The 25,967-nt window shown below is 68.8% G+C and carries 22 protein-coding genes; 15 read left to right on the top strand and 7 right to left on the bottom strand.

What is annotated here, in order from left to right; all coding sequences use genetic code 11:
• Nucleotides 1-109 precede the first annotated feature (109 nt).
• The 6 genes from topA to ACSQ2B_RS01125 all read left to right on the top strand — a co-directional run bounded on the left by topA (nt 110) and on the right by ACSQ2B_RS01125 (nt 8,735).
• On the top strand, nt 110-2,749 hold the full coding sequence (gene topA / locus ACSQ2B_RS01150; RefSeq protein WP_436046619.1) for a type I DNA topoisomerase: 2,640 nt from the start codon (nt 110-112) through the stop codon (nt 2,747-2,749).
• Nucleotides 2,750-2,814: 65 nt separating this feature from the next.
• Nucleotides 2,815-3,954: an AAA family ATPase gene (locus tag ACSQ2B_RS01145; protein WP_436046618.1), complete on the top strand. Its 1,140-nt coding sequence runs from the start codon at nt 2,815-2,817 to the stop codon at nt 3,952-3,954.
• 286 nt (nt 3,955-4,240) lie between these two features.
• A complete protein-coding gene (rnr, locus tag ACSQ2B_RS01140) occupies nt 4,241-6,574 on the top strand; it encodes a ribonuclease R (RefSeq protein ID WP_436046617.1) in 2,334 nt (777 codons plus the stop codon).
• 251 nt (nt 6,575-6,825) lie between these two features.
• Complete coding sequence (locus tag ACSQ2B_RS01135; RefSeq protein WP_436046616.1) at nt 6,826-7,536, top strand: NUDIX hydrolase; 711 nt, start codon at nt 6,826-6,828, stop codon at nt 7,534-7,536.
• Nucleotides 7,537-7,661: 125 nt separating this feature from the next.
• The gene (gene rpmG / locus ACSQ2B_RS01130; RefSeq protein ID WP_436046615.1) at nt 7,662-7,829 is read left to right on the top strand and encodes a 50S ribosomal protein L33; all 168 of its coding nucleotides are present in this window, start codon (nt 7,662-7,664) and stop codon (nt 7,827-7,829) included.
• A 189-nt stretch (nt 7,830-8,018) separates the two neighbouring features.
• Nucleotides 8,019-8,735: a DUF6683 family protein gene (locus ACSQ2B_RS01125; protein WP_436046614.1), complete on the top strand. Its 717-nt coding sequence runs from the start codon at nt 8,019-8,021 to the stop codon at nt 8,733-8,735.
• 23 nt (nt 8,736-8,758) lie between these two features.
• Here ACSQ2B_RS01125 and ACSQ2B_RS01120 read toward each other — a convergent pair whose 3' ends face one another.
• Complete coding sequence (locus ACSQ2B_RS01120) at nt 8,759-10,123, bottom strand: PleD family two-component system response regulator (RefSeq protein WP_436046612.1); 1,365 nt, start codon at nt 10,121-10,123, stop codon at nt 8,759-8,761.
• Between the two features lie 4 nt (nt 10,124-10,127).
• A complete protein-coding gene (locus ACSQ2B_RS01115) occupies nt 10,128-10,493 on the bottom strand; it encodes a response regulator (protein ID WP_436046610.1) in 366 nt (121 codons plus the stop codon).
• 559 nt (nt 10,494-11,052) lie between these two features.
• On the opposite strand from ACSQ2B_RS01115, the gene ACSQ2B_RS01110 reads away from it, so the two are divergent.
• Nucleotides 11,053-11,262 carry a hypothetical protein gene (locus tag ACSQ2B_RS01110; RefSeq protein WP_436046608.1) on the top strand — a complete coding sequence of 70 codons (210 nt, stop codon included), beginning with the start codon at nt 11,053-11,055 and terminating at the stop codon, nt 11,260-11,262.
• Here ACSQ2B_RS01110 and ACSQ2B_RS01105 read toward each other — a convergent pair.
• Complete coding sequence (locus ACSQ2B_RS01105) at nt 11,259-12,743, bottom strand: hypothetical protein (protein WP_436046607.1); 1,485 nt, start codon at nt 12,741-12,743, stop codon at nt 11,259-11,261. The two genes, ACSQ2B_RS01110 and ACSQ2B_RS01105, sit on opposite strands and share 4 nt — an antisense overlap.
• A 217-nt stretch (nt 12,744-12,960) precedes the next feature.
• Here ACSQ2B_RS01105 and ACSQ2B_RS01100 point away from each other — a divergent pair, with 217 nt between their 5' ends.
• The 6 genes from ACSQ2B_RS01100 to ACSQ2B_RS01075 all read left to right on the top strand — a co-directional run bounded on the left by ACSQ2B_RS01100 (nt 12,961) and on the right by ACSQ2B_RS01075 (nt 21,514).
• A complete protein-coding gene (locus tag ACSQ2B_RS01100) occupies nt 12,961-13,866 on the top strand; it encodes an ROK family protein (protein ID WP_436046605.1) in 906 nt (301 codons plus the stop codon).
• A complete protein-coding gene (locus ACSQ2B_RS01095) occupies nt 13,863-15,137 on the top strand; it encodes a DNA polymerase IV (RefSeq protein WP_436046603.1) in 1,275 nt (424 codons plus the stop codon). Before ACSQ2B_RS01100 ends, ACSQ2B_RS01095 begins: the two co-directional genes overlap by 4 nt.
• 147 nt (nt 15,138-15,284) lie before the next feature.
• Nucleotides 15,285-15,614: an ATP-dependent Clp protease adapter ClpS gene (gene clpS / locus ACSQ2B_RS01090; RefSeq protein ID WP_436046601.1), complete on the top strand. Its 330-nt coding sequence runs from the start codon at nt 15,285-15,287 to the stop codon at nt 15,612-15,614.
• A gap of 6 nt (nt 15,615-15,620) precedes the next feature.
• The gene (gene clpA / locus ACSQ2B_RS01085) at nt 15,621-17,945 is read left to right on the top strand and encodes an ATP-dependent Clp protease ATP-binding subunit ClpA (protein ID WP_436046599.1); all 2,325 of its coding nucleotides are present in this window, start codon (nt 15,621-15,623) and stop codon (nt 17,943-17,945) included.
• 177 nt (nt 17,946-18,122) lie between these two features.
• Nucleotides 18,123-20,684: a TonB-dependent receptor gene (locus tag ACSQ2B_RS01080; RefSeq protein ID WP_436046597.1), complete on the top strand. Its 2,562-nt coding sequence runs from the start codon at nt 18,123-18,125 to the stop codon at nt 20,682-20,684.
• Nucleotides 20,685-20,695: 11 nt separating this feature from the next.
• Nucleotides 20,696-21,514: a hypothetical protein gene (locus ACSQ2B_RS01075; protein ID WP_436046596.1), complete on the top strand. Its 819-nt coding sequence runs from the start codon at nt 20,696-20,698 to the stop codon at nt 21,512-21,514.
• Here the strand turns inward: ACSQ2B_RS01075 and ACSQ2B_RS01070 are convergent.
• Entirely contained in the window at nt 21,511-21,951 is a 441-nt protein-coding gene (locus tag ACSQ2B_RS01070) for an HIT family protein (RefSeq protein ID WP_436046595.1), read from the bottom strand. The two genes, ACSQ2B_RS01075 and ACSQ2B_RS01070, sit on opposite strands and share 4 nt — an antisense overlap.
• 280 nt (nt 21,952-22,231) lie before the next feature.
• Here ACSQ2B_RS01070 and ACSQ2B_RS01065 point away from each other — a divergent pair, with 280 nt between their 5' ends.
• On the top strand, nt 22,232-23,347 hold the full coding sequence (locus tag ACSQ2B_RS01065; RefSeq protein ID WP_436046594.1) for an extracellular catalytic domain type 2 short-chain-length polyhydroxyalkanoate depolymerase: 1,116 nt from the start codon (nt 22,232-22,234) through the stop codon (nt 23,345-23,347).
• Between the two features lie 43 nt (nt 23,348-23,390).
• Nucleotides 23,391-23,885, top strand: a complete 495-nt coding sequence (locus ACSQ2B_RS01060; RefSeq protein ID WP_436046592.1) for a hypothetical protein — start codon at nt 23,391-23,393, stop codon at nt 23,883-23,885.
• Between the two features lie 57 nt (nt 23,886-23,942).
• On the opposite strand, the gene ACSQ2B_RS01055 is transcribed toward ACSQ2B_RS01060, so the two are convergent.
• From ACSQ2B_RS01055 to ACSQ2B_RS01045, 3 genes are all read right to left on the bottom strand, one after another.
• The gene (locus tag ACSQ2B_RS01055) at nt 23,943-24,368 is read right to left on the bottom strand and encodes a CBS domain-containing protein (RefSeq protein ID WP_436046590.1); all 426 of its coding nucleotides are present in this window, start codon (nt 24,366-24,368) and stop codon (nt 23,943-23,945) included.
• 133 nt (nt 24,369-24,501) lie between these two features.
• Nucleotides 24,502-24,735 (bottom strand): hypothetical protein, encoded by a 234-nt coding sequence (locus ACSQ2B_RS01050; RefSeq protein WP_436046588.1) that lies wholly within the window; start codon nt 24,733-24,735, stop codon nt 24,502-24,504.
• 100 nt (nt 24,736-24,835) lie between these two features.
• Nucleotides 24,836-25,864 (bottom strand): serine hydrolase domain-containing protein, encoded by a 1,029-nt coding sequence (locus ACSQ2B_RS01045; RefSeq protein ID WP_436046587.1) that lies wholly within the window; start codon nt 25,862-25,864, stop codon nt 24,836-24,838.
• Between the last annotated feature and the right edge of the window lie 103 nt (nt 25,865-25,967).

Raw genomic sequence — 25,967 nt, 5'->3', positions numbered from 1 at the left:
GCTCTCGAAACTGCGCTCGCGAGGGCCGTTGACATGGGTGAGGCGTCGCCCCCACCTTCCCGCCACTTCAGAAAAGCCGGCCCTGCGCCCGCGGAACGCCAGAGAATAGATGAACGTCGTCGTCGTCGAGAGCCCGGCTAAGGCCAAGACCATCAACAAGTACCTGGGGTCGAACTACACGGTCCTGGCCTCGTACGGACACGTGCGCGACCTGCCGGCCAAGGACGGCTCGGTGCGGCCGGACGAGGACTTCGCCATGTCCTGGGACGTCGACGCCAAGGCCGCCAAGCGGCTGGCGGACATCGCCGACGCCGCCAAGGGCGCCGACACCATCATCCTCGCCACCGACCCGGATCGCGAGGGCGAGGCCATCTCCTGGCACGTGCTGGAGGTGCTGCAGAAGAAGAAGGCGCTGAAGGGCGCGACCATCCAGCGGGTGGTCTTCAACGCCATCACCAAGGCGGCCGTCACCGAGGCGATGAAGCATCCCCGCGACATCGACATGGAGCTGGTCGACGCCTATCTGGCGCGCCGCGCCCTGGACTACCTGGTGGGCTTCACCCTCTCGCCGGTGCTGTGGCGCAAGTTGCCGGGCTCGCGCTCGGCCGGCCGGGTGCAGTCGGTGGCCCTGCGCCTGGTGGTCGACCGCGAGCTGGAGATCGAGCGCTTCCGGACCCAGGAATACTGGAGCGTCGAGGCCGACGTCAGCGCCGGCGGCGACCCCTTCCTGGCCCGCCTCGTCAAGCACGACGGCAAGAAGCTCACCAAGTTCGACCTGGCCAACGAGACCAGCGCGCTGGCCGCCCGCGACGCGATCAAGGCCGCCAGCTTCACCGTCTCCGCCGTCGAGAAGAAGCCGGGCAAGCGCTCGCCCGCCCCGCCCTTCACCACCTCGACCCTGCAGCAGGAAGCCTCCCGCAAGCTCGGCTTCGACGCCAAGCGCACCATGCAAGCCGCCCAGCGGCTCTATGAAGGCATCGACATCGGCGGCGAGACCGTCGGCCTGATCACCTATATGCGGACCGACGGCGTGCAGACCGCGCCTGAAGCCCTCGACGAGGCGCGCCAGGTGATCGGCGGCGTGTACGGCCGGGAATATGTGCCGGAGAAGCCGCGGATCTATTCCACCAAGGCCAAGAACGCCCAGGAGGCCCACGAGGCGATCCGCCCGACCAGCCTGGCCCGCAACCCCGGCAAGCTGCGCCTCGAAGGCGACCTGGCCAAGCTCTACGAGCTGATCTGGAAGCGGATGATCGCCTCGCAGATGGAGTCGGCCCGGGTCGAGCGGACGACCATCGAGATGGACTGCGCCGACGGCAAGACCGGCCTGCGCGCTTCCGGCGAGGTCGTGCTCTTCGACGGCTATCTGAAGGTCTATCAGGAAGGCCGCGACGACGCCGATGACGAGGAAGGCGGCCGCCTGCCCCAGGTCAGCCAGGGCGCCGCCGCCCGGGTGATCGACGCCCGCGCCGACCAGCACTTCACCGAGCCGCCGCCGCGCTATTCGGAGGCCAGCCTGGTCAAGAAGATGGAAGAGCTCGGCATCGGCCGGCCCTCGACCTACGCCTCGGTCCTGTCGGTGCTGCGCGACCGCGCCTATGTGCGGATGGAGAAGAACCGCTTCATCCCCGAGGACAAGGGCCGCCTGGTCACGGTGTTTCTCGAGCAGTTCTTCCTCAAGTACGTCGAGTACGACTTCACCGCCGACCTCGAGGAAAAGCTCGACCTGGTCTCGGCCGGCGAGCTCGACTGGAAGGCGCTGCTGCGCGAGTTCTGGACCGACTTCCACGCCAAGACGGAGGAGATCGGGGGCCTGCGCACCCGCGAGGTCCTCGATTCCCTCGACGGCGCCCTGGCGCCCTTCCTCTATCCGCCCAAGGCCGACGGCGCCGACCCGCGGGTCTGCCCGACCTGCGGCCAGGGCCGGCTGAGCCTGAAGACCAGCCGGTTCGGTCCCTTCGTCGGCTGCTCCAACTATCCGGAATGCCGCTACACCCGCCCGATCGGCCAGGCCGAGGGCGAGAACGGCTCCGGCGAAGGCGGCGACCGCGAACTGGGGACCGATCCGGACACCGGCCAGGCCGTCTACCTGAAGGCCGGCCGTTTCGGCCCCTACGTCCAGCTGGGCGAGGGCGAGAAGCCCAAACGCTCCAGCCTGCCCAAGGGCTGGTCGGCGCCGGCCATGGACCTGGAGAAGGGCCTGCGCCTGCTGCGTCTTCCGCGAGAGGTCGGGCTGCATCCTGAGGACGGTCAGATGATCCTGGCCGGCCTCGGCCGCTACGGACCCTTCGTCCAGCACAGCGGCACCTACGCCAACTTGCCGACGGCGGACGAGGTGTTCGAGGTGGGTTTGAACCGGGCCGTCGCCCTGCTGGCCGAAAAGCGCGCCGGCGGCGCGGGCCGCCGGGGCGAGGCCGCGGCGCTGAAGGACCTGGGCGCCCACCCCGGCGACGGCGCCCCCGTGCGCGTGCTCTCCGGCCGCTACGGCCCCTACATCAAGCACGGCGCGACCAACGCCAATGTGCCCAAGGGCGCCGACCCCCAGGCGATGACGCTGGAGGAGGCCGTGAAGCTGCTGGCCGAGCGCGAAGCCAAGGGCGGCGGCGGGAAGAAAAAGCCGGCGCGCGCCGTGAAGGCCAAGGCCGAAACCACGGCGAAGGCTCCAGCCGCGAGGAAGACGGCGGCCAAGAAGGCTCCTGCCAAGAAGGCTCCGGCGAAGAAGGCGGCCAAGGCGAAGGAAGAGGCGTAAGGCGGGGCGGAGCATCGGATGCGCCGCCTATTGTTCCCCATTTGTTCCCATGCTAAAGCGCGACCATGGTTCTGCCAGTTCGCGAATTCTCCGCCTCGGGCTACCGGTCCCTGCAGCGGATCCACTATCCGATGTCGCGCCTCGACGTCTTCGTGGGGGCGAACGGCGTCGGCAAGTCGAACCTCTACCGCGCGCTGGAGCTGCTGCGGGCCGCGGCGGCCAACACCCTGGGCGAGGAGGTGGCGCGCGAGAGCCTTAACCTGGCTTTATGGGCTGGGCCCCACAAGGGCGGCGGGCCTCGCTGCATCCGGCTCTCCGTCGGCTTCTCCGAACCCGACCGGCTGGAGGTCAGCTACCGCTACGAGGTCGAGATCGGCTATTCGCCGCCCGGCGCTGCGGTCCTCCCGTTCGAGCCGCAGATCAAGACCGAGAGCCTGACCTATCTCAGCGGCCAGCGGCGGGTCCGACTGCTGGATCGTGACGGCCCCTCGCTGATGGCGCGCGACCCCGACGGCCGGCCGGTCAAGATCGACATCGACCTCCTCCACTCAGAGACGGCGCTCAGCGGGCTGCAGGATCCCTCGCGCTATCCCGTGCTGGACCTCGTGCGCCGCACCCTGCTGGCCTGGCGGTTCTACCACGACCTGCGCACCGACCCGGACTCGCCGATGCGCAAGCCCTGCGTCGCGGTGGCCGCCCCGACGCTCGCGTCGGACGGCGCCAACCTGGCCGCGGTCTTCGCCACGCTCGCGACCATTCGCCAGGACACGGTAGACCTCGACCGGATGATCGACCGCGCCTTCCCGGGCGTGCGCCTGGACGAGCTGGAGGCCGGCCGCGACATCAGCTTCTCGCTCAGCTTTCCGGAATTCCCGCACCGGGTGTTCGAGCCGTCCGAGATCTCCGACGGCACCCTGAGGTTCCTCGGGCTGGCCGGGGCGCTGATGGCCTACCGCCTACCGCCCTTCATCGCCCTGAACGAGCCGGAGTCCAGCCTGCATCCGGACCTGATGCAGCCGCTGGCGGAAATGGTTCGAATGGCGGCCAAGCGGACCCAGGTCTGGCTCGTCACCCACTCCGAGCGATTGGCCAAGGCGATCGAGGCCACGGGTGACGGCATGGTCCGCACCGTGATCAAGAAGAACGGCGCCACGACCATCGAGGGACTGACGCTGTTGGGGACGTTCCGCGACGAGGACGACTGAGCTTGGTCCTTTGGGAACCACGAAAGGCACGAAATACACGAACGGGCGCTGATCTGGTCGAGGGTTCGCCCCTTCCCCTATTTTCACCGTCATGGCCGGGCTTGTCCCGGCCACCCATGAACGCCGTGTCCGACGTGGGTGTGCATGGGTTCCCGGCACAAGGCCGGGAATGACGGATGCAGAGGACGAGCAGCTCAGCTCTCAGCTCGGCGCGTCTCGTGGACAATCCATCTTCAGGCGCCGCCTCCATCTCAGACTCGGCCCGCAAAACTGCTAAGCAGAATCCATGGCCAAACCTCGCTCGCCCAAGCTGACTCGCCCGCCCCAGGGCCTGCCCGACCGCGAGACCTTGCTGAAATTCCTCCGGGAGACCGGCGAATCCGACAAGGCGGCCATCGCCCGCGCCTTTGGGTTGAAGGGCGCCGACCGGCGGGCGTTGCGGCAGCTGCTTCAGGAACTGGAGGGCCAGGGCGAGCTCGGCCGCCGCGGCCGCAAGGGATTCGCCCCCGCCGGCGCCCTGCCCGAGGTCGGCGTGGTCGACGTGATCGAGCGCGATCCCGACGGCGACCTGCTGGTCCGGCTGACCAAGGGCGCCGAGGACGCCCCGATCGTGCCGCTGTCGCCCGACCGCACGGCCGAAGCCGGCCAGGCCCCGGGCCTGGGCGACCGGCTCCTGGTGCGCTTCACCAAGCTCGAGAGCGGCGACTACGAAGCCCGGATGATCAAGCGCCTGGGCCAGAGCGCCCACCGGGTGCTGGGCGTGATCCGCAAGGCGCGCCGCGAAGTCCGCGTCGAGCCGGTGGACCGCAAGTCGAAGACCAGCCTGCTGCTGAGCGAACAGGAGGGCGCGCCCTTGCGGGACGGCGACCTGGTGCTGGCCCAGGTGGGCCCGACCGCGCAGCGCTACGGGCCGCACAGCGGCAAGGTGTTGGAGGTGGTCGGCCGCGAGGACGATCCGCGCGCCGCCTCGCTGATCGCCATCCACACCCACGGCATCCCGATGGGCTTCAGCCAGGCCGCCGAAGACGAGGCGGAGGCCGCCCAGCCGCCGACGCTCTCAGGCCGCGAGGACCTGCGCGACGTCCCGCTGATCACCATCGACCCCGCCGACGCCCGCGACCACGACGACGCGGTCTACGCCGAGGCCGACGCCGACGAGAAGAACCCGGGCGGCTGGATCGTCTGGGTGGCGATCGCCGACGTGGCCGCCTACGTCCGCTCCGGCTCGGCGCTGGACGAGGTCGCGCGCGACAAGGGCAACAGCGTCTACTTCCCCGACCGGGTCGAGCCGATGCTGCCCGAGCGGCTGTCCAACGGCCTCTGCTCCCTGCGGGAGGGTGAGAACCGCGCCTGCCTGGCGGTACGGATGGTGTTCGGCGCCGACGGACGCAAACGCTCCCACCGCTTCGTGCGCGGCCTGATGCGCTCGGCCGCCAAGCTTTCCTACGAACAGGCCCAGGCGGCGATCGACGGCGCGACCGACGACAAGACCGGCCCGCTGCTGGAGACCATCCTCAAGCCGCTGTGGGCGGCCTTTGCGACGATGAAGAAGGGCCGCGACGTTCGTTCGCCGCTGGGCATCGAAAGCCTGGAGCGAAAGGTCCACATCGACGAGATGGGCCGGGTCGATTCGGTCCTGCCGCGCGCCGCCCTCGAAGCCCACAAGCTGATCGAGGAGATGATGATCCAGGCCAACGTCAGCGCCGCCGAGACCTTGGAGGCCAAGCGCTCGCCGCTGATCTACCGAATCCACGACGCCCCCTCCCCTGAGAAGCTGCAGTCGCTCGCCGACTTCCTGCACACCCTGGAGATCAGCTGGACCAAGGGCGAGGCCCCGCGGACCGACCGCTTCAACCGGCTGCTGACCCTGACCCGCGAGACGCCGCACGCCGAGATCGTCAACGAGGTGGTCCTGCGCACCCAGATGCAGGCCCACTACTCCGCGGAGAACATCGGCCACTTCGGCCTCAACCTCGACCGCTACGCCCACTTCACCTCGCCGATCCGCCGTTATGCGGACCTGATCGTCCACCGGGCGCTGGTCCGCGCCCTGGGTCTCGGCGACGACGGGCTAACCGACCGCGACCTCGCCCAGATCAAGGACACCGCCGAGCGGATCACCTTCGCCGAGCGGCGGGCCATGGCCGCCGAGCGCGACGCCATGGACCGCTACATCGCCGCCTTCCTGGCCGACCACGTCGGCGCGGAATTCGAGGGCAAGATCACCGGCGTCACCCGCTTCGGCCTGTTCGTGCGGCTGCGGGAGACGGGCGCCGACGGCCTGGTTCCGGTCTCCACCCTGGGCGGGGAGTATTTCATCCACGACGACAAGGCCCACGCCCTGGTCGGCGAGCGCAGCGGCGCGCGCTGGCCGCTCGGCATGGGCGTGCAGGTGCGGCTGACGGAGGCCACCCCGGTGACCGGCGGCCTGCTGTTCGAGATGCTCAGCGAGCCGGCCGCCCCCGATCCCAGCGCGCCCCGGCCGCGGCTCGGCATGCGCGCCCGCAACGACCGCCGCCCCGGCGGCCCAGGCCGTCCCCCGACCAAGCCAGGCCGGCCCGCGGGCATCCGCACCGGCCGCAAGACCAAGATGGGCGGCGGCAAGCGCAAGGGGCGGTGACGGCGCGCCCGGACAAGCTGCATGGGCGCTAACCGAAGGCGGGCCGCCAATCTCCTATTCTTCCGTCATGGCCGGCCCCCGTCCCGGCCATCCATGAACGTCGGCGGCGCAGGACGGTCCCCCCCTCTCTCCGTGTGCATGGGTTCCCGACACAAGGCCGGGCATGACGGTGAGAGGGGATGAGCGTCCTCCACGCGCTTTTCCCACTTTACGGGTTCAAGCCAAGCCCCTGGCCGCTTAGAGCTGCTTCGATGTCCGATGCTCTCGCCGACGCCACCAAGCCGCAGGGTCCGCCGCGCACGCCGGGCCAACGGGCGGTGCGCCCGAGGAACGCCGCCACCATGATCCTGGTCCGCCGGGACGGGCCGCAGCCCTGCGTGCTGATGGGTAGGCGCAACAGCCGGCACACCTTCATGCCGGGCCTGTGGGTCTTCCCTGGCGGGCGCGTCGACCGCGCCGACTACCGGGTCCCCACGGCCTCGGACCTTCGGCCCGAGGTCCAGGCGGTGTTCGACGCCCACATGAGGCCGGGCCTGGGCCGCGCCCTGGCCTTGGCGGCGGTGCGCGAGACGTGGGAGGAAGCCGGCCTTCTGATGGCCAGGGCCGCCCCGCCGCGGCCGGGTGCCGGCCCCTGGCGCGATTTTCTGGGCCAGGGCGCCCAGGCCGACCTCGAGGCCATCGACATCGTCGCCCGCGCGATCACCCCGCCCGCGGTCGGTAAGCGATTCGACACCTGGTTCCTGATCGCCGAGGCCGACCGCCTGATCAGCCTGGAGCGCCAGGCCGACTGCGGCGAACTGGACGAGATCGCCTGGGTCGGCTTCGACGAGGCCCTGGACCTGAAGCTGCCGAACGTCACCCGTTTCGTGCTCAGCGAGGCGGTCGCGCGCCTCGCCGACCCCGATCGGCCGCGGCCGTTCCTGAAATTCGGCGCGAGCGATCCGCGCCGGGCGATCCTCTAGCCGAGGCCGCCAGCCAGGCCTTTGCCGTCACGCCATTGACTTATGGTGGCGGATTCGTATTTTCCGCGCCTCTTATCGAACACCTGCCGACGGCGCGTCCGCTCGGCCCGCCCGAGGACTGCCCCATGGCGAAGCCCGCCTCCATTAAAATCCGCCTGAATTCGACGGCGGACACCGGCTTCTTCTACGTGACGAAGAAGAACGCCCGCACCAAGACCGACAAGATGGTGCTGAAGAAGTACGATCCCGTCGTGCGCAAGCACGTCGAATTCAAAGAAGGCAAGATCAAGTAGCTCAACCGAGCCATTGGTCTGCAACGAAAGCGCCCGGCCCAAGGCCGGGCGTTTTTGTTTTAGCCGTCGGCCGCCACGCCCAACCCAGGGCGTAATTCCGCCACCCGACCAATCCAGAGTGGCGCCGGTCGTGACAGGCTGGGGTGGAAGATGCCGCGCCTCCGAAAACTGCGCCCATCGATCCTGGGAATGTCGATCCTCCTGGGAATCGCGGCCTTGGCCACCGCCGCGCCGGCGGCGGCCCAGTTCTGGGCTCCCGACCAGCAGACCCTGTTCGGCATGGGCATGAGCCAGATGGGGCTCCAGAACATGGAGCTCAGCCGCCAAAATCTGCAGGCGGCGATGCGGAAAAGCCCGGCCAGGGCGACGCCTGCGGCGCCGTCGCGGCCTCAAAGACCCGCGGGCGCATCGCTGACCTTTGGCTCCGCCGGCGCCAGTCAAGTCACCCGGCTGATGGCCGAAGCCGCGCCTGCCGACCGCCGCAAGGAGTACCAGCAGGGTCTGGAGCGGTTGCTCGACGCGCATCGCCAAGCTGCGGCCCGCCTGGGCCTTCCGCGGAACGACGTGTCAGGCGCCCTCGCCCATTTCCTGATCGGCAACTACCAGGCGCTCTCCGGCGTGCAGCTGACCGAACCGCAAATCCGGACGGTGGTGAAACAGGTCGTGGGCGCGCTCATCGAAGACCCGACGTTCGCGCGGGCCAGCGACCAGGAGCGACAAGACCTCTTCGAGCGGCTCGCCATCGTCGGCGTCCTCATGGACACGCTCAGCCTCCCCGAGGCCCGGCGGCGCGACCCTGCCCTGGCGGCGAAGGCGCGCGAGCAGGCGCAGGCCTATCTGCGCGAGGCGCTCGGCCCCTCCGGCGACCAGCTGGTCCTGACCGACGTCGGATTCGCGATGAAGTGAGGCGCGCAAGCGCCCCGCCCCGCTCAGGCGGCGCGCATGATCACCCGGTTCCGGCCGCCGGCCTTCGCCTCGTACATGGCCGCGTCCGCGCGCTTGAGCAGGCCCTCCGTCTGCGTCTCGCCGGCGAGGCTGGCGGCCACGCCGATGGAGATGGTGACGTCGAGCGCCTCTTGCCCGCCCATCACGCGGAAGGGCGAACCGGCGACGTGGAGGCGGATGCGCTCGGCGATACGGCGGGCGTCCTCCAGCCGGGTGTCGGGCATGACCACCAGGAACTCTTCGCCGCCATGGCGGACGGGGACGTCGATGGCCCGGACGTTGGCGGATAGCCGGATGGCGAATTCGCGCAGCACCTCGTCGCCGACGTCGTGGCCGAAGCCGTCGTTGATCTTCTTGAAGTGGTCGATGTCGATGGCGAGCAGCGACACGGGCTCGCCGCCCCTGGCCGCGCGCTCGACCAGGGCCTTCAGCTGGCCGGCCATGTAGCGGCGGTTGTGCAGGCCGGTCAGCTGGTCGGTGACCGCCAGCTCCAGCGACTGGTCGAGGTTGTGGCGCAGATAGTCGGTATAGCGCTTGCGGCGGATCTGGGTCCGGACCCGGGCCGAGAGCTCGCCCGGATCGACGGGACGGGCCAGCAGGTCGTTGACGCCGATCTCCAGGGCCTTGATCAGCCGCGGCCGCTGGTCGAAGTCCACCACCGCCAGCAGCGGCAGGTTGCGGGTCGAATCGTCGGTGCGGATCTGGGCCGCGACCCGCAGGCCATCGAAGCTCTTGGCCGAGGCGTTGATGATCAGAAGGTCCACCGGACCGCGCGCGGCGATCAGCGCCTTCTCGGGATCGGCCTCGATCACCGGCCGGTGCTCGATGGCGAGCTCGGCGGCGAGCCGCTCGGCCTGCCGCGCGTTGTCGTCGACCACCAGGATCCGCCCGCCTGAGCCGCCCAGGCGCGACGCCGCGCCGGCGATCACCCCGATGCGCCGGCCGGACGCCTCGCGCTCGCGCAGCTCGTCCATCACCGCCTTCAGCCGCGTCAGGCTGCGCACCCGGGCGAACAGCATGACGTCGTCGATCGGCTTGGTCAGGAAGTCGTCGGCCCCAGCCTCCAGGCCCGCCACCCGGTCTCCACGCCCGTCGAGGGCGGTGACCAGGACGACGGGGATGTGGCGGGTCGCTAGGTCCTCCTTCAGGATGCGGCAGACGGCGAAGCCGTCCATCTCCGGCATCATCACGTCCAGGAGGATGATATCGGGGGTTTCGCGGGCCGCGAGCGCGATGCCGGACGGCCCGTCACGGGCGGTCAGCACCTCGTAATATTCGGCCGAAAGCCGGGCTTCCAGCAGCCGGATATTGGCTTCCAGGTCGTCGATGACCAAGATGCGGGCGGTCATCCGTTCAATCCAGCAGTTTTCGGATGGTCTCCAGGAAGTGGGCCACCGAAATGGGCTTGGAGATATAGGCCTCGCAGCCGCCCTCGCGGATGCGTTCCTCGTCGCCCTTCATGGCGAAAGCGGTCACGGCGACCACGGGGATCGAGGCCAGCTCTTCGTCTTCCTTCAGCCATTTGGTGACTTCCAAGCCGGAGATCTCCGGCAGCTGGATGTCCATCAGGATGAGATCGGGTCGATGTTCGCGGGCGAGCGACAGCGCCTGCAGCCCCTCACGGGTCTCCAGTATGTCGTAGCCTTGGGCTTCGAGCAGATCATGAAACAGCTTCATGTTCAGCTCGTTATCCTCGACGATGAGGACCTTCTTGGCCATTGCGGACCCGACGCTGTGTCCAGGGGACGGCGGCGCAAGAGCGCGCCCTCCCCATCTGTGATGTCCAGATCACACGCCATATCCTTAAACTTCGTTAGTCCCCGCTGAGGAGTCCCTCTCTTGCCCAACCCCGCGGCGCCGCCCCCGCTCGTCCAGGCGCCAGAACTGGCGGCGCTGGGGCTCTCGGCCGACCGGCCGCTGGTGGTCGTCGACGTCGACGAGGTCCTCGGCCTGTTCTTGAAAGGGTTCGGCGACTTCCTGGCGCTGGAGGGTCTGGAGTTTCGGATCCAGCGCTACGCCCTCTTCCAGAACATCTTCCGGCCGGGCGGCCTCGAACCTGTGAGCGAGGCGGAGGGCAAGGCCCTGTACGACGCCTTCTTCCGCACCGCTTGCGCCAGGATGGAGCCCGCGCCCGGCGCGGTGGCGGCGCTGAACCGGCTGAGCCGTCGGGCGGAGATCGTCATCCTGTCGAATGCGCCGCCGCAGGCCGAGGCGTTGCGCACCGGCTGGCTGAAGACCCATGGCCTGCCCCACCCGCTGATCCTCAACCGCGGGCCTGGTGCGCCAGAGCCGAGCACGATCGGCCTTCATCGACGACATCCTGTCGAACCTGGACTCGGTGGCCGAGCATGCGCCGCAGACCTCGACCTTCCAGCACGTCGCCGACGAGCGCCTGCGCCCCTTCGCCCCTCGCTCCGACCGCCACCGCAGGATCGACGACTGGGCCGAGCTGGGCGAGGCGGTGGAGCAGGCCGTGCTGGGGCGTTAGGGCTGTATCGGCGCGGCGCGGGGCGGCAGGGCCTCGAGCGCCGCGACCCGCGCATGCACCACCGCCCAGCGGTCGCTGTAGACGCGCCGCCAGCCGGGTTTGGAATCCATCAGCTTCGCCAGCGGCTCGCGCGGCTGCAGGATGGTCCAGTCCAGATGGTACTTGGCGGCGACCTTGTCGAAGGCGGCGGCGTCGCCGCGCACGACTCTCATGTGCTGGCTGAAGAAGTCGTCGCCATACATGTCGGCGCGGCCGTCGATGAAGGGCTTGACGCCGCGGAACACCAGATAGCCGCCCAGGCTGTAGGTGTTGAGCACCGGCCTCGCCTGCAGGGCCGCCGGGACGTGGCTCAGCGCCGTCTTCGGCGTGGTCACCGCGTCGCCGCGCACCACCGGGTCGGCCATGCGCATCCCGATCATCACCAGGGCGCCCAGGGCGAAGAGCACGGCGGGCAGCAGCGGCCGGCCGAGGTAGCGGGGCGCCTTGCGGCCGAAGCTGCGGCCGATCGGCTCGGCCAGGAACAGGGGCGCGATCAGCGCCAGCACCAGCATGTGCCGCTGATGCTGCAACGACATATGCAGGATGAACAGCACCAGGGCCGCGCGGAAGAAGGGCACGCGAACGCCGCGGCTCAGGCAGACCAGCAGGGTGAACAGGATGGCCGCCTGGAACTCCGACATGGAGCGGAAGTCCGGCGGCAGCCATTCGACGATGCCGTTCAGCGTCTTCATCGACATGATCTGGAACGGATAGGTCAGGGCGTGCAGGCCGTTGGGCGTCAGCAGCACCGCCACCAGGCAGGCCCCGGCGAAGATCCCCCAGCTTTTCACCACCGGCCACGGGTTCCGCGGCGCATCGAGGACCGCCTCGAGGGCCAGCGGCGCCGCCACCAGGGCGCCGAAGACGAAGCTGCCGTGCAGGTTGGCCCAGAACACCAGGAGCGCCGCCAGCCACATGGGCGGCGCGCGTCCGGCGGCGCGCGCGTCGAGCAGGGCGCCGGTCCAGATGATCATGACCGGCAGGGCCAGCAGGTGCGGCCGGGTGAACAGCCCCACCCACATGCAGCCGACCACCAGCCAGGCGGTCGCCGCGAGCGCGATCGGCCCCATCCAGCGGCCCAGCCGGCTCAGCAGCAGCCCCATGGAGAGCGCCGTGGCGAAGCCGAACAGCACGACGATCCCGGTCCAGCCCGCCGCGCGGTAGACCAGGGTCATGATGATCTCGGAGAGCCACTCGTGCGGCACCCAGGGCTTGCCGCCGTGGGTGTAGGAGAAGGGATCGGTGTGCGGCACCCGCAGGTGGTCCAGCATCCAGGCCCCGGCGCCCAGGTGCCAGTAGGTGTCGCCGTCGTTCAGCGCCCGCGGGTTGAAGACCACGATCCAGAAGATCGAAAGGCAGGCTATCAGCAGGACGATCTGGCGCAGCCCCAGGGAGAGGCGGAGGGTCTGGGCGGGACTGTCGGCGGCGGGAAGGGTGGCCATGGCGACTGCGCCATAGCGCTGAACGCGCGTCGCGCAAAGCGGCGGGGCTGCAGCGCCCCCTCCGTCTCGCTGCGCGAGCCACCTCCCCCGCGTTGCGGTGGAGGATCTGGGCCGAAGATGCTCCACCGCTCGCGGGGGAGCTGTCGCGAAGCGACTGAGGGGGCGTTCAGCCGCTTCGCCCCCTCAGCACACAGGAACAAATCAGGTATGAAGGGCCATGATCCGTATCGGCGTAGATTTCGGCGGCACCAAGATCGAGGCGGCGGCGCTGGACCGCGACGGCCGGTTCCTGGCGCGGGTGCGCGCGCCCTCCCCGCCGGACTATGACGCCGCCCTGCAGGCCGTGCGCGAGCTGGTGGCGGAGGCTGAGCGGCAGGCCGGCGCCCGCGCGCCGGCGGTCGGGGTCTGCGGTCCAGGGTCGCTGTCGCCGGCGAGCGGGCGGATGCGCAACGCCAACTCCACCCACCTCAACGGCCAGCCCTTCCCGCAGGACCTGGCCCGCGTGCTGGAGCGGCCGGTGCGCTACGCCAACGACGCCGACTGCCTGGCCCTGTCCGAGGCGACGGACGGCGCCGGCGCCGGCGCGGCCGTGGTGTTCGGGGCCATCCTCGGCACCGGCTGCGGCGGCGGGATCGTCGCCCACGGCCGGCTGCTGGCCGGGGCGAACCGTTTCGCCGGCGAATGGGGCCATACGCCCCTGCCCTGGCCGACGGCGCAGGAGCATCCCGGCCCGCGCTGCTGGTGCGGACGCCAGGGCTGCCTGGAGCTCTGGGTCTCCGGATCGGGCCTGGCCCGCGCCGCCGGTCGGCCCACGGAGGATCTGATCGCCGCGGCCCGCGCCGGCGAGCCCTCCGCCGCAGCCGAGCTCGACCGCTACGTCGACCGGCTGGCGCGCGGCCTGGCGGTGGTCTGCGACGTGCTCGATCCCGACGTGATCGTCCTGGGCGGCGGCCTTTCCAAGGTGGAGGAGCTCTACGACCGCCTGCCCGCCGCGATCGGCGCGCACGTCTTCTCCGACTGTTTCGCCACCCCGGTCCGCCCGGCGACGCACGGCGATTCGTCAGGGGTGCGCGGCGCGGCCTGGCTGTGGCCGCTCGGCGGTCCTGAGGACCCGCCGGCATGACGGCCTTCTGCCGCGACTGTTTCTGGCAGGGCGCCGCGGTGGTCCGACGCTGTCCCGCCTGCAGCTCGCCGCGGATCGTCGCCCACGAGGAACTGGCGCAGCTGGCCATCGCCCACATGGACTGCGACGCCTTCTACGCCTCGGTGGAGAAGCGCGACCGGCCCGAACTGCGCGACCGGCCGGTGATCGTCGGCGGCGGCAAGCGCGGGGTGGTCACCACCTGCTGCTACATCGCCCGGATCTCCGGCGTCCGCTCGGCCATGCCGATGTTCAAGGCGCTGAAGGCCTGTCCCGACGCGGTGGTCATCAAGCCCGAGTTCGCCAAGTACCGCGCCGAGAGCCGCCGCATCCTCGGCATGGCCGCCGAGCTGACGCCGCTGATCCAGCCGCTGTCGCTGGACGAGGCCTGGCTCGACCTGTCCGGCACCGAGCGGCTGCATGGCGCCCCGCCGGCCCTGACGCTCGCCCGGCTGCAGGCGCGGATCGAGGCCGAGACCGGCCTGACCGTCTCGATCGGGCTGTCGGCCAACAAGTTCCTGGCCAAGATCGCCTCGGACCTCGACAAGCCGCGCGGCTTTTCGGTGATCGGCGGCGCCGAGGCCGAGAGCTTCCTGGCCCCCAGGCCGGTCTCGATCCTGCCCGGCGTCGGCCCGGCCATGGCCGCCTCGCTGGAGAAGGCCGGGCTGCGCACCGTGGGCGCGCTCGCCCGCGCCGAGCCGCGCGACCTGATCAGCCGCTTCGGCGCCCATGGACTACGGTTGTCGCAGCTGGCGCGGGGCCAGGACGCCCGCGCGGTCGATCCCGACCAGGAGCGCAAGGGAATCAGCGCCGAGACCACCTTCGAGGACGATCTGACGGCGGTCGAGGCGCTGGAAGACAAGCTTGCGCCGCTCTGCGACAAGGTGGCGCAGCAGGCCCGCGCGGCGGGCGTCGCCGGCCGGACCGTCACCCTGAAACTGCGCGGAACGGACTTCCGGATCGTCACCCGCAGGCGGACGTTGGCTGTGCCCACCCAGACCGCCAAGACCCTGTTTGCGGTCGGCCGCGAACTGCTCGCCGGGGAGGCAGGAGCCAGGCCCTGGCGGCTGATCGGCATAGGCCTGGCCGAGCTCGTGGAGGCGGAGGCCGCAGCGGATGACTTCTTTGCGGGCGATGAGCGCCGCGCGCGCGCCAATGAGCGCACTCTGGATGTGCTGCGACAACGTTTTGGAGCGAGCGCCGTCACCTCCGGACGGATTTTGCGTGCAAAAGCGGCGCCCAAGAGAGAATGATGCGCTGACCCTCGCCGAGCGCCGCCTCGGGGCGGGCGTTGGCCGGCTGTGAGCGCTTTCGTGATGAATCCACCCTTCCAAATGGAAATGTTTGCCATATCTAATTGCGTGAGGATGGCGGGCCCGCCCCCTCAGGAGGTTCAGGCCATGGCTGAACGCAAGCAGGGTGACAACGACACCGGCGCGCGTTCGACCGTGATCACGCAGACCAAGCCGAAGACGCAGAAGCCCTCAATGTACAGAGTGCTTCTTTTGAACGACGACTACACACCAATGGAATTCGTCGTCTACGTGCTTGAGCAATTCTTCAATAAGTCGCGCGAAGATGCGACTCGGATCATGTTGCATGTCCACCAACATGGTGTTGGGGTCTGCGGGGTGTTCACATACGAAGTGGCGGAAACAAAAGTGGCCCAGGTCGTTGATACTGCACGGCGGCATCAACACCCGCTTCAGTGCACCATGGAAAAGGATTAGAGGCACTTGCCTTCATTCTCGCGCCAGCTCGAAGAGTCGCTTCATCGCGCGGTGGCCTACGCCAACCAGCGTAAGCACGAATACGCAACGCTAGAGCACTTGCTGCTCTCGCTGGTCGACGATGAAGACGCCGCCGGTGTTATGAGAGCTTGCGATGTCGACCTTGGGTCGCTTCGCACAACCCTCACCAACTATGTGGACAACGAGCTGCGCTCGCTCGTGGTGGACGACGGGGAGGACGCCAAGCCTACCGCCGGCTTCCAGCGGGTCATCCAGCGCGCCGTCATCCACGTGCAGTCCTCGGGACGCGAGGAGGTCACCGGCGCGAACGTGCTGGTCGCCATCTTCTCGGAGCGCGAGAGCCACGCCGCCTACTTCCTGCAAGAGCAGGACATGACCCGGTACGATGCGGTGAACTACATCGCTCACGGCATCGCCAAGAAGGCCGGCGCGTCGGAAAACAAGCCGGTCAAGGGCTCGTCCGACGACGAAGAGAAGCCCACCGTCAAGACCGGCGGCGAGGCGCTCGAGGCCTACTGCGTCAACCTCAACGACAAGGCCCGTCAGGGCAAGGTCGACCCGCTGATCGGTCGGGCCGCCGAGGTTGAGCGCGCCATCCAGGTGCTCTGCCGGCGGACCAAGAACAACCCGCTGCTGGTGGGCGACCCCGGCGTCGGCAAGACCGCGATTGCTGAAGGGCTCGCCCGAAAGATCGTCAACAAGCAGGTTCCGGAAGTTCTCTCCGGCTCGACCATCTTCTCGCTCGACATGGGCGCGCTGCTGGCCGGCACCCGCTACCGCGGCGACTTCGAAGAGCGCGTCAAGCAGGTGGTCAAGGAACTCGAGAACCACCCCGACGCCATCCTGTTCATCGACGAGATCCACACTGTGATCGGCGCCGGCGCGACCAGCGGCGGGGCGATGGACGCTTCCAACCTCTTGAAGCCCGCCCTCGCCTCCGGCTCCCTGCGCTGCATGGGCTCGACGACCTACAAGGAGTTCCGTCAGCACTTCGAGAAGGACCGCGCCCTGGTGCGTCGCTTCCAGAAGATCGACGTGAACGAGCCGACCATCGAGGACACGATCAAGATCCTCAAGGGTCTGAAGACCTACTACGAGGAGTTCCACAAGCTCCGCTACACCAACGACGCCATCAAGGCGGCGGTGGAGCTGTCGGCCAAGTACATCACCGACCGCAAGCTGCCGGACAAGGCGATCGACATCATCGACGAAGCCGGCGCCAGCCAGATGCTGCTGCCCGAAGCCAAGCGGAAGAAGATCATCGGCCTGAAGGAGGTCGAAGGCGTCGTCGCCAAGATCGCCCGCATCCCGCCGAAGTCCGTCTCCAAGACCGACACCGAGGCGCTGAAGCAGCTGGAGACCGACCTGAAGCGGGCGGTCTACGGCCAGGACGAAGCGATCGAGCAGCTGTCCGCCGCCATGAAGATGGCCCGGGCCGGCCTGCGCGACGCCAACAAGCCGATCGGCTGCTACCTCTTCTCGGGGCCCACCGGCACCGGCAAGACGGAGACCGCTCGGCAGCTGGCCGGCACCCTGGGCATCGAGCTCCTGCGCTTCGACATGAGCGAGTACATGGAGCGCCACACCGTGAGCCGCCTGATCGGCGCTCCTCCCGGCTATGTGGGCTTCGACCAGGGCGGCCTGTTGACCGACGCCGTCGACCAGCACCCGCACGCGGTCGTCCTGCTGGACGAAATCGAGAAGGCCCACCCGGACGTCTACAACATCCTCCTGCAGGTGATGGACCACGGCCAGCTGACCGACTCCAACGGCAAGAAGATCGACTTCCGCAATGTGGTCCTGATCATGACCACCAACGCGGGAGCCTCGGACGCCCAGCGCAACTCCATCGGCTTCGGCCGCGGCAAGGCCGATGACGAGGTGGACGAGGCGCTGAAGCGGACCTTCACGCCGGAATTCCGCAACCGCCTCGACGCGGTGGTGCAGTTCCACTCGCTGACCCAGGACATCATCCGCCAGGTCGTGCAGAAGTTCGTCATGCAGCTGGAAGCCCAGCTGGCGGACCGGCACGTCACCATCGAGACCGACGAGGAAGCCTCGGACTGGCTGGCCAAGAACGGCTTCGACGAGCTCTACGGCGCCCGCCCCTTGGGCCGGGTCATCCAGGAGCACATCAAGAAGCCGCTGGCCGACGAGATCCTGTTCGGCAAGCTGGTCAAGGGCGGCCACGTCCGCGTGGTGCTCAAGGACGGCAAACTGGCCTTCGAGATCGAGGGCGGCGAACGCGAACGCGGCGCCCCGGTCATCGAGAAGCCCGCCGAGGATCCCACCCCGGAATTCGCCGGCTAGGCCTCGAGCCTCGACAGAACGGAAGAGCCCCGGGCCTCAGGTCCGGGGCTTTTTCTTTGCACGGACGCAACCGCCCTCCCCGTCGCACCCGTGTCATCCACGCCCCCTATCTGCGCGGAAGCTTTGGGGGCTTCGATGCACAACGGACCGACGGACAGGCTGCGATCCCTACGGCGAATGCTGACGACCGGTTCGGCGGCGGCGCTGGCCATGGCCTGGGCCCTGCCGGCGGACGCCGAGGTCGACGAGATCGTGGTCACCGGCCAGCGCCAGGCGCAACGCGCGGCGATCGCCGAGAAGCGGTCGGGCTTCGTCGTCTCCGACGTCGTCTCGGCCGACGACATCGGCAAGATGCCCGACCACAACACCGCCGCGGCGCTGCGGCGCATACCGGGCGTGTCGGTGATGGAGGACCAGAGCGAGCCACGCTTTCCGACGATCCGCGGCCTGCGCTCGACCTACAACCGCACCACCATCGACGGAGCGCCGGTGACCCCGGTGGAGGACAACAGCCGCACCGTGCCGCTGGACATCGTGCCCTCGGTGCTCGTCTCCCGCCTGGAGGTCATCAAGACGGTGACGCCGGACGTCGACGCCAATGCGATCGGCGGCGTCATCAACGTCCAGACCCGCAGCGCCTTCGACACGGGCCGGCCGTTTTTCAACGGCCTCGCCTCCTACGGCGACTACGAGCGCCACGGCGACGTGCGCAACGACAAGCCGGCCTATCGCCTGGCCTTCGCTGCCGGCCGGACTTTCGGCCCGTCGGACGACTGGGGGCTGGTGATCGGCGGCTCGCTGGAGCAGCTGGACTACGACATCCCGCAGGTCGAAGCCGCCGATCCGTCGATCCGCGAATACACCGCGGCGGGCGCTCCGGTGAATTCGGGGGCGGCCAACGGCAACGGCGTCCAGGTCCCCACCCAGGTCCGGCTGTTCTGGTACAACAACACCAAGCAGCGCAAAGGCGCCAACGCCAAGCTCGAGTACCGCCCCAGCGACAGCTTCCACTGGGAGACCTCCGCCCTCTTCGCGAAGATGGAGGACGACGAGGAACGGATCGAATACCGCACCGAGCCGCTGGGCAATGTCGCCAACCAGACCGCCGCCAGCGGCAGCTTCGCCCGCGGCCGCAACATCATCCACGTGAACCAGCCGATCACCACCCGGCAGATCGGCCTCGCGCGCACCGCCTTCGAATGGCAGGCGCGGCCCCAGTGGAAGACCGACGGCGACCTCGTCTACACCCAGGGCAAGCAGGAGCAGCCCAACACCTCGCTCGAGTTCCGGACCGTGGATGCGGAGGCCAGCAAATACGCCTTCACCTACGACACCACGAACAGGTTCTTCCCGCTCTTCACGCCGGCCAACGAGGCCAACGTCCGCGATCCCGCCAACTACCGACTGCAGCAGCAGCGGGACGCCTATGCGGAGAGCAACGAACATTCCTGGCAGGGCCGGCTGAACCTCGCCTTCGACGACGGCCGCGAGGATCGCAGCCTGAAGCTGAAATTCGGCGGCGTGCTGCGCGCCACGGACCGCAAGTCGCTCTCGAGCCAGATCAACTACACAGCGGGTCCCGGCTTCATCTACACCCTGGCCGAGGTCGACAAGCCGGGCCCCAGCGAGCTGATCGCCGGGCGCTACCTGCTGACCCCGCGCATCGACGTCCAGCAGGCCATGGCCTTCTTCGACGCCAACCGCAGTCGGTTCGTGACCAGCATCGCTGCGCCCACCGGCAACTATAAGGTCAGCGAGGACGTCTACGCCGGCTATGGCCAGGCCAGCTACAAGCTGGGCGACCTGATGGTTCTCGCCGGCCTCCGCTACGAGCGGACCAAGGTGAGCTCCGAGGCGGTGCGCAGCACCGCGGGCGTGCTCACCCCGGTGAGCAATTCCGGCAGGTACGAGAACTGGCTTCCCAGCGTGCACCTGCAGTGGAACCTGCGGCGCGACCTCATCGTCCGGGCGGCCTGGACCAACACCATCGGCCGGCCGGACTACAGTTCGCTGGCCGCCAGCGAGACGCTGAGCTTCGACGGCAGCCAGGCGACGTTGACGCGGGGAAATCCGGGTCTCAAGCCGCGCGAGAGCGAGGGCTTCGACCTCTCCCTGGAGTACTATCCGAAAGACGGCATGATCTCGCTCGCGGTCTTCTCGAAGGATATCAAGAACGAGATCTTCACCCTGACCAACGTCGAGAACCTCGATGTCGGCCGCGGCGTCGAGCCGGTGCTGGTGAGCACGCCCCGCAACGCCTCCTCCGCGAAAATCCGGGGGCTGGAGTTCGGCGTACAGCAGGCCTTCACCTTCCTGCCGGAGCCGTTCAATGGGTTCGGCTTCAACGGCAACCTGACCCTGCTCGACACGGACTTCACCTTCCTCACCCGCGCGGGCCCGCGCTCGCGCGGCCTGTTCCAGCAGCCGGACATCACCACCAACGAGTCGATCTACTTCCAGCGCGGCCCGTTCGAGGCCCGGATTTCGCACAACTACATCGGCGGCTTCCTGGAGACGATCAACGACGCCATCCCCAACTCGGACCAGTTCTGGAAGGGTCGGCACACCTATGACGCCAGCGTCAGCTGGCGGCTGAATTCGCGGTTCGGGGTGTTCGTCGAAGCGCAGAACCTCTCCAACAGCGGCCGCCAGGAGGTCACCGGACCTGGCCAGCGCTACCTGCAGGAATGGGCCAACTACGGCCGCACCTACTGGGTCGGCGCGACGGCGTCGTTCTGAGGGCGCGCGCGATGATCCGCATCCCGGGCCTTCTCGCTCTCGCCGCCGCCTGGGTCCTGGTCGGCCCGGCCCAGGCCCAGCCGGCGCAGGTCCTGAACGCCTCGGAAGTCCAGAGGTGGTCCACGCCCGAGGCCACCCAGGGCGTCGCGGTCGACCGCCGCCACCTCTACGCCATCGCCAATTCGAAGATCGCCAAGTACGACCGCGAGACCGGCCGCAAGGTCGCAGAATGGGTGGGCGAACGGGCGCGCTATCCGCACCTCAACTCCTGCATCGTCCGCGCCAGGCAGCTGGTGTGCGCCGGCTCCAACTTCCCGGCCACGCCGATGACCAGCTCGGTGGAGATCTTCAATCCGAAGCGGATGATTCATTTGCGGACCATCTCGCTGGGCCAGCAGGTCGGCTCCCTCACCTGGGTGGACCACAGGGACGGCGCCTGGTGGGCGGCGTTCGCCAACTATGACGGCAAGGGCGGCGAGCCCGGCCATGGGCACAAATACACCCAGCTCGTGAAGTTCGACGCGCAATGGCGGCGGCTGGAGGCCTGGTCCTTTCCGGCCTCCGTGCTCGAGCGCTTCGCGCCGGCGAGCGCGTCCGGCGGCGCCTGGGGCGAGGACGGGCTGCTCTACGTCACCGGACATGACCGCCCGGAAGTCTATGTCCTGCGCCTGCCGAAGGGCGGCTCCACCCTCGACCACGTCGCCACGATCGCCGTCCCCATCGAGGGACAGGCCATCGCCTTCGACCGCAGCGCCCGGCGGCGACTGTTCGGGATCAGCCGGCCGAAACGCGAGGTGGTCGCCGTGGAACTGCCCCGCCTCGCGCCCTAGCTGATCTTCGCCGCGATCTGTTCCGCCAGCGCCTTCAACTCGTCCATGTCCGCCATCTTGCCGCCGGCATGGCGGCCCAGCGGGCCATCGCCCTCCCACCGCGGGATGATGTGGAAATGCAGGTGGAAGACGGACTGGCCGGTCGGCGCGCCGTTGAGCTGGAACATCATGATCCCATCCGGATTGAAGGCCGCGCGCACCGCGCGGGCGACCCGCTGCACCCCCAGGATCAGGTGGGAGAGCTTCTCGGGCTCCTCCTCCAGCAGGTTGCGAGCCTCGCTGTGCTTGGGGATCACCAGGGTGTGGCCCTTCGCTTGCGGAAAGGCGTCCATGAAGGCGTAGACGTGGTCGTCCTCGAACACCCGGGCCGATGGGATTTCCCCGCGGAGGATCTTGGCGAAGATGTTGTCGTGGTCGTAGACGCCGTCCAGGCTCATCGCGACTGCTCCTCGTTCACGCGAACGGTCCTAGCAAATCCAGTTCGCGGTGCAGAGTCACGGCGAAACAGGCAGCGCGCGACGCGCTCCGAACGACGGCGGCCGACAAAAAGTCGCTCCGACCGGTGAAGCTGAACTATCTATCCGAGTAATCACATTATACAATCTCCATAGTTGAACTGGTTGAGATGCTGCGGCGTTCGCCGCGCTTTGAGTGCGCCCGTACCGCGTACCCGTCCCCGCGACGGTTGAACCCGTTTCACAACTCCAGGAGCCTCCGATGCCGGATGTAAAACCCGCCAAGGCGGGCGCACTCCAACGCTACAGCGTCACGCCGGGCGGCAACTCCATATCCGGCCTCTCCTCCGGGGCCTATATGACGGTGCAGATCCACCTGGCCCATTCGGCGTCCTTCATCGGCGCCGGCGTGATCGCCGGCGGCCCCTACCGCAGCGTCGAGTCCTTCCGCGGCTCGGCGCTCCTGGCGGAAGACGCCTACATCCTGAACGCCGAATATATCTGCATGACGCCGCTGACGCCGGCCTCGGGACCGGACGCCGGGAAATTGGCCGCCTTGGCGCGCGAGACCGCCGCGGCCAACCGGATCGACCCGATCGAGGCGCTGCAAAGCCAGCGCGTCTACATCTTCACCGGCTCGGAGGACAAGGTCGTCCATTCCAGCGTGGTCCGCGCCACGCGCGACTTCTACCGCGAGCTCGGCGTGCGCCCCGAGGCCATCTGCTTCGTCGGCGACGAGCCGGCCGGACATTCGATCCTGACGAGCAACCCGGAGGACCAGCCGATCGTGGAGAACCGCCCGCCGTACATCAACTTCGGCGGCTATATGCAGTCGCACCGGATCCTGGACCACATCTACGCCGACCACGGGCCGCTGAAGCCGCCAGCCGAGAGCCTGACCGGGGAACTGGTACGTTTCGACCAGAGCGAGTTCTTCGCCGACTACGACGCCCGCGCCAGCATGGGGACGCTCGGATTCGTCTATGTCCCCGGTTCGGTGAAGGCCGGCGGCTCCGCCCGCGGCGTCCATATCGTCCTGCACGGCTGCAAGCAGGGCTACAGCTACGTCGATTTCGTCAACGGCCGCAGCGATCGCGCCAACCAGGCGACCTACGGGGCCCGTTATGTCATCGGCACCGGCTATAATCACTGGGCCGACGCCAACGACCTCATCGTGCTCTACCCGCAATGCGAGGCGCGCGACAGCAACGCCGCCCAGAACCCGGACGGCTGCTGGGATTGGTGGGGCTACACCAGCCTCGATCGCGATGCGCCGGACTATTATTCGAAGGACGCCATCCAGATCCGCGCCGTTCACGCCATGCTGGCGCGGGTCACCGGCGCCGATAAGCCCGCGCCCCGCAGGATCACCGCATGACCGGGATCCGCGCGGCGCCCCCAGTTTTCAGCGGAGCACGCCGATGACCTATCCGGCTCTACAACGCCCCCCCAAGACCCACGTCGCGCCGATCGACCACGCGCTGAAGGCGTCCATGTTGCAGGTCGACCAGGTGCAGCGCCTGACGCATGTCGCCGCCGCCGTTACACGGCTGGCCGCCTCGGGCGCCTATGGCTCGGTGTGGGAGGGGTGTTGGGACATCGGCGCCGCCGCCACGCATCGGCTGCATCGGTTGCAGAGCGGTTGGGTGCAGAGCTGGTTCAGCTGGCTGCATTACTGCGGCCAGATCGACGGCGCTTCGACCCTCTCGAAGTTCAGCGAGCGGGAGATCAACATCGTCAACCAGGCGCAGCAGCTGATCAGCGAGCAATCGGTCGACCTCCTTGCCTTGCTGGAGAACGTCCAGGTGGACATCCAGCATTGGCTCGACAAGCAACCCGGCACGCCCCCGCTCCCGACCACGCTGCAGGTCAAGATCGAGTCCTCGCCTCCGGCGAAGGCCGCCGTAACGGCATGACATAGCCCCCTGCGCCCGCCCCGGCGAGACGAAGCGCCGAGGCGGGCGCAGGACCTGTCAGTGGGCCTCGGGGGTGTTCTCGGAGATCTCTTCGAGCGTCTTGCCGACCGCCTTGGCCCCATAGTCCAGCGCGATGTCGCCCAGCGAGAGGATGCCGGCGAGTTCGCCGCCCTCGCCCAGGACCACCAGGCGCCGGATCTGGCGCGCGCCCATGCGCGCGGCCGCATCGGCGACGTTCTCGTCTTCACGGCAGGTTTCGACGCCGGCGGTCATCACCTCGGAGACGGAGGTGTCGAAGCTCCTGCGCTCGGCGACGGCGCGCAGCACGATGTCCCGATCGGTCACCAGGCCGACCACCTTGCCGTCATCGACCACCGGGATCGCGCCGCTCTCCACCTTGGCCATCAGCCCCGCCACCTCGGCGATGGTGCTCGACGGTCGGGCCACGGTGACCTGCGCCGTCATCACGTCTCTTACGTCCATACTGGCTCTCCTGTTGTCGCGGCGTAACCAGCCGGAGCCGCGTCGGTTCCACGGTCCGCCGCGAACGAAGAAGCCCCCGGCCCAGGGGGAGCCGGAGGCTTCAGGCCCGCGCGCCGAGGCGGCGGGAAGCGACCTAGTGGGTGGTCGGCGTATTGGCTGTCGTCGCGCCGCCGTCGACGTTGCCGGCCTGCTGCTCGACCTTGTCGGCCTCCTTGTTGAGCGCCTTCTCCTGGGCCTCGTTCGGCGTCGCCGCCGCCTGCGCCTCGAGCGAGTCCGCCTTAACCTCGGCTTGCTTGTCAGCCTTGCTCTCGCAGGCCGCGAGGGTGAGCGCCGAGCACGCGGCCGCGGCGATGATCAGAAGACGCATCCAAACTCTCCTTTGTGGATTCCGCCGACCTAAGCGCGCGAACTCGCGAAGTGTTGCGCGTGTGCGAAATTCGGATGTGGAGGATTTGGCGGACGGTTGATCAGGGCGCCGGGTTCGGCGGGACGGCCAGGGCCTTGAGCAGGGCGTTGGCGAACGCCGCGGAAGCGCCCTCGCCGCTGAGCGAAACGGCGGCGAACGCCTGGTCGCGCGGCGACCAGACGACGATGGCGTTGACCCCCGGCGCACCGCCGCTGTGGCCGATCCAGAAAAGGCGCCCGTCCTGATCCGGCGCGTCATAGACCATCAGACCCTGGCCGTAGAAGGTTCCCGCATCGAACATCGGATAGAGTTGCGCCATCAGGTCGGCGCCGGGCCTGCGTAGCAGGCCGCCCCCCAACAAGGCCTGCAGAAAAGCGACCATGTCGTCGGGAGACGCGGCGATGGGCCCTGCAGGTCCAGGCTCGGCGAGGTCCTGCGACGGCTCGGAGAGTTTGCCCGAGCGCGGCGGGACCACGCCGGCGACGGACTCGCCCGGCGCCAGGACCCGGGTGCGACGCAGGCCGAGCGGCGCCACGATACGCGCACGGACCGCGTCGGCGTACGAGCGACCGTCAACCCGCGCGATGACGTCACCGAGAAGCATGTAGCCGGTGTTGCTGTAGCGCCAGCGCTCGCCCGGACAGGACATGGCCCCGTGCTTGGCGGCCACCCTGACGGTCTCCTCCAGAGTCAACGGGCCGCCGCGACGGCGGACCTGCAGATCCTCGTTGACGCTGAACAGGCCGCTGGTGTGCGCCAGCAGATGCTCGATCGTGACGACGTCGCCATTCGGCACGCCCGGGATCCAGCGCGAGACGGGATCGCCCAGGGAGAGCTTGCCCTCCTCGGCCAGCTGCAAGACGACCACCGCGGTGAACATCTTGCCGGCGCTCGCCCAGTAGGGGAGCGCATCCGGCGGATCGTCGGGGGCCGATCTCCCCCCGCTCCAGCGGCCCTGCCCAGGCGCGGCGACCGCCACGGCGATCGACCTCACCCCAGGCGAGGCCGCGAGGCCGCGCGCCAGCGCCGCCTGCAGGCGCGCCGCAGTCTCGGGCGCCAAGGCGCCCGAGAGCGATCCGGCCGGCGGCATGCTTTCCGCGCCGGGCGGCGCGTGACGCGGCGGCCCCGCATAGGCCGCCGGCCGATCGCAATGCACCGGCCGGTAGTCCGCCGCGTCAGCGACGCCGGCGCAC

This window comes from Phenylobacterium sp. LjRoot225, from assembly GCF_964252855.1.
GTDB lineage: Bacteria > Pseudomonadota > Alphaproteobacteria > Caulobacterales > Caulobacteraceae > Phenylobacterium.
The sequence above is the reverse complement of the archived record's forward strand: the minus strand, read 5'-3'. Positions and strand labels throughout refer to the sequence as shown.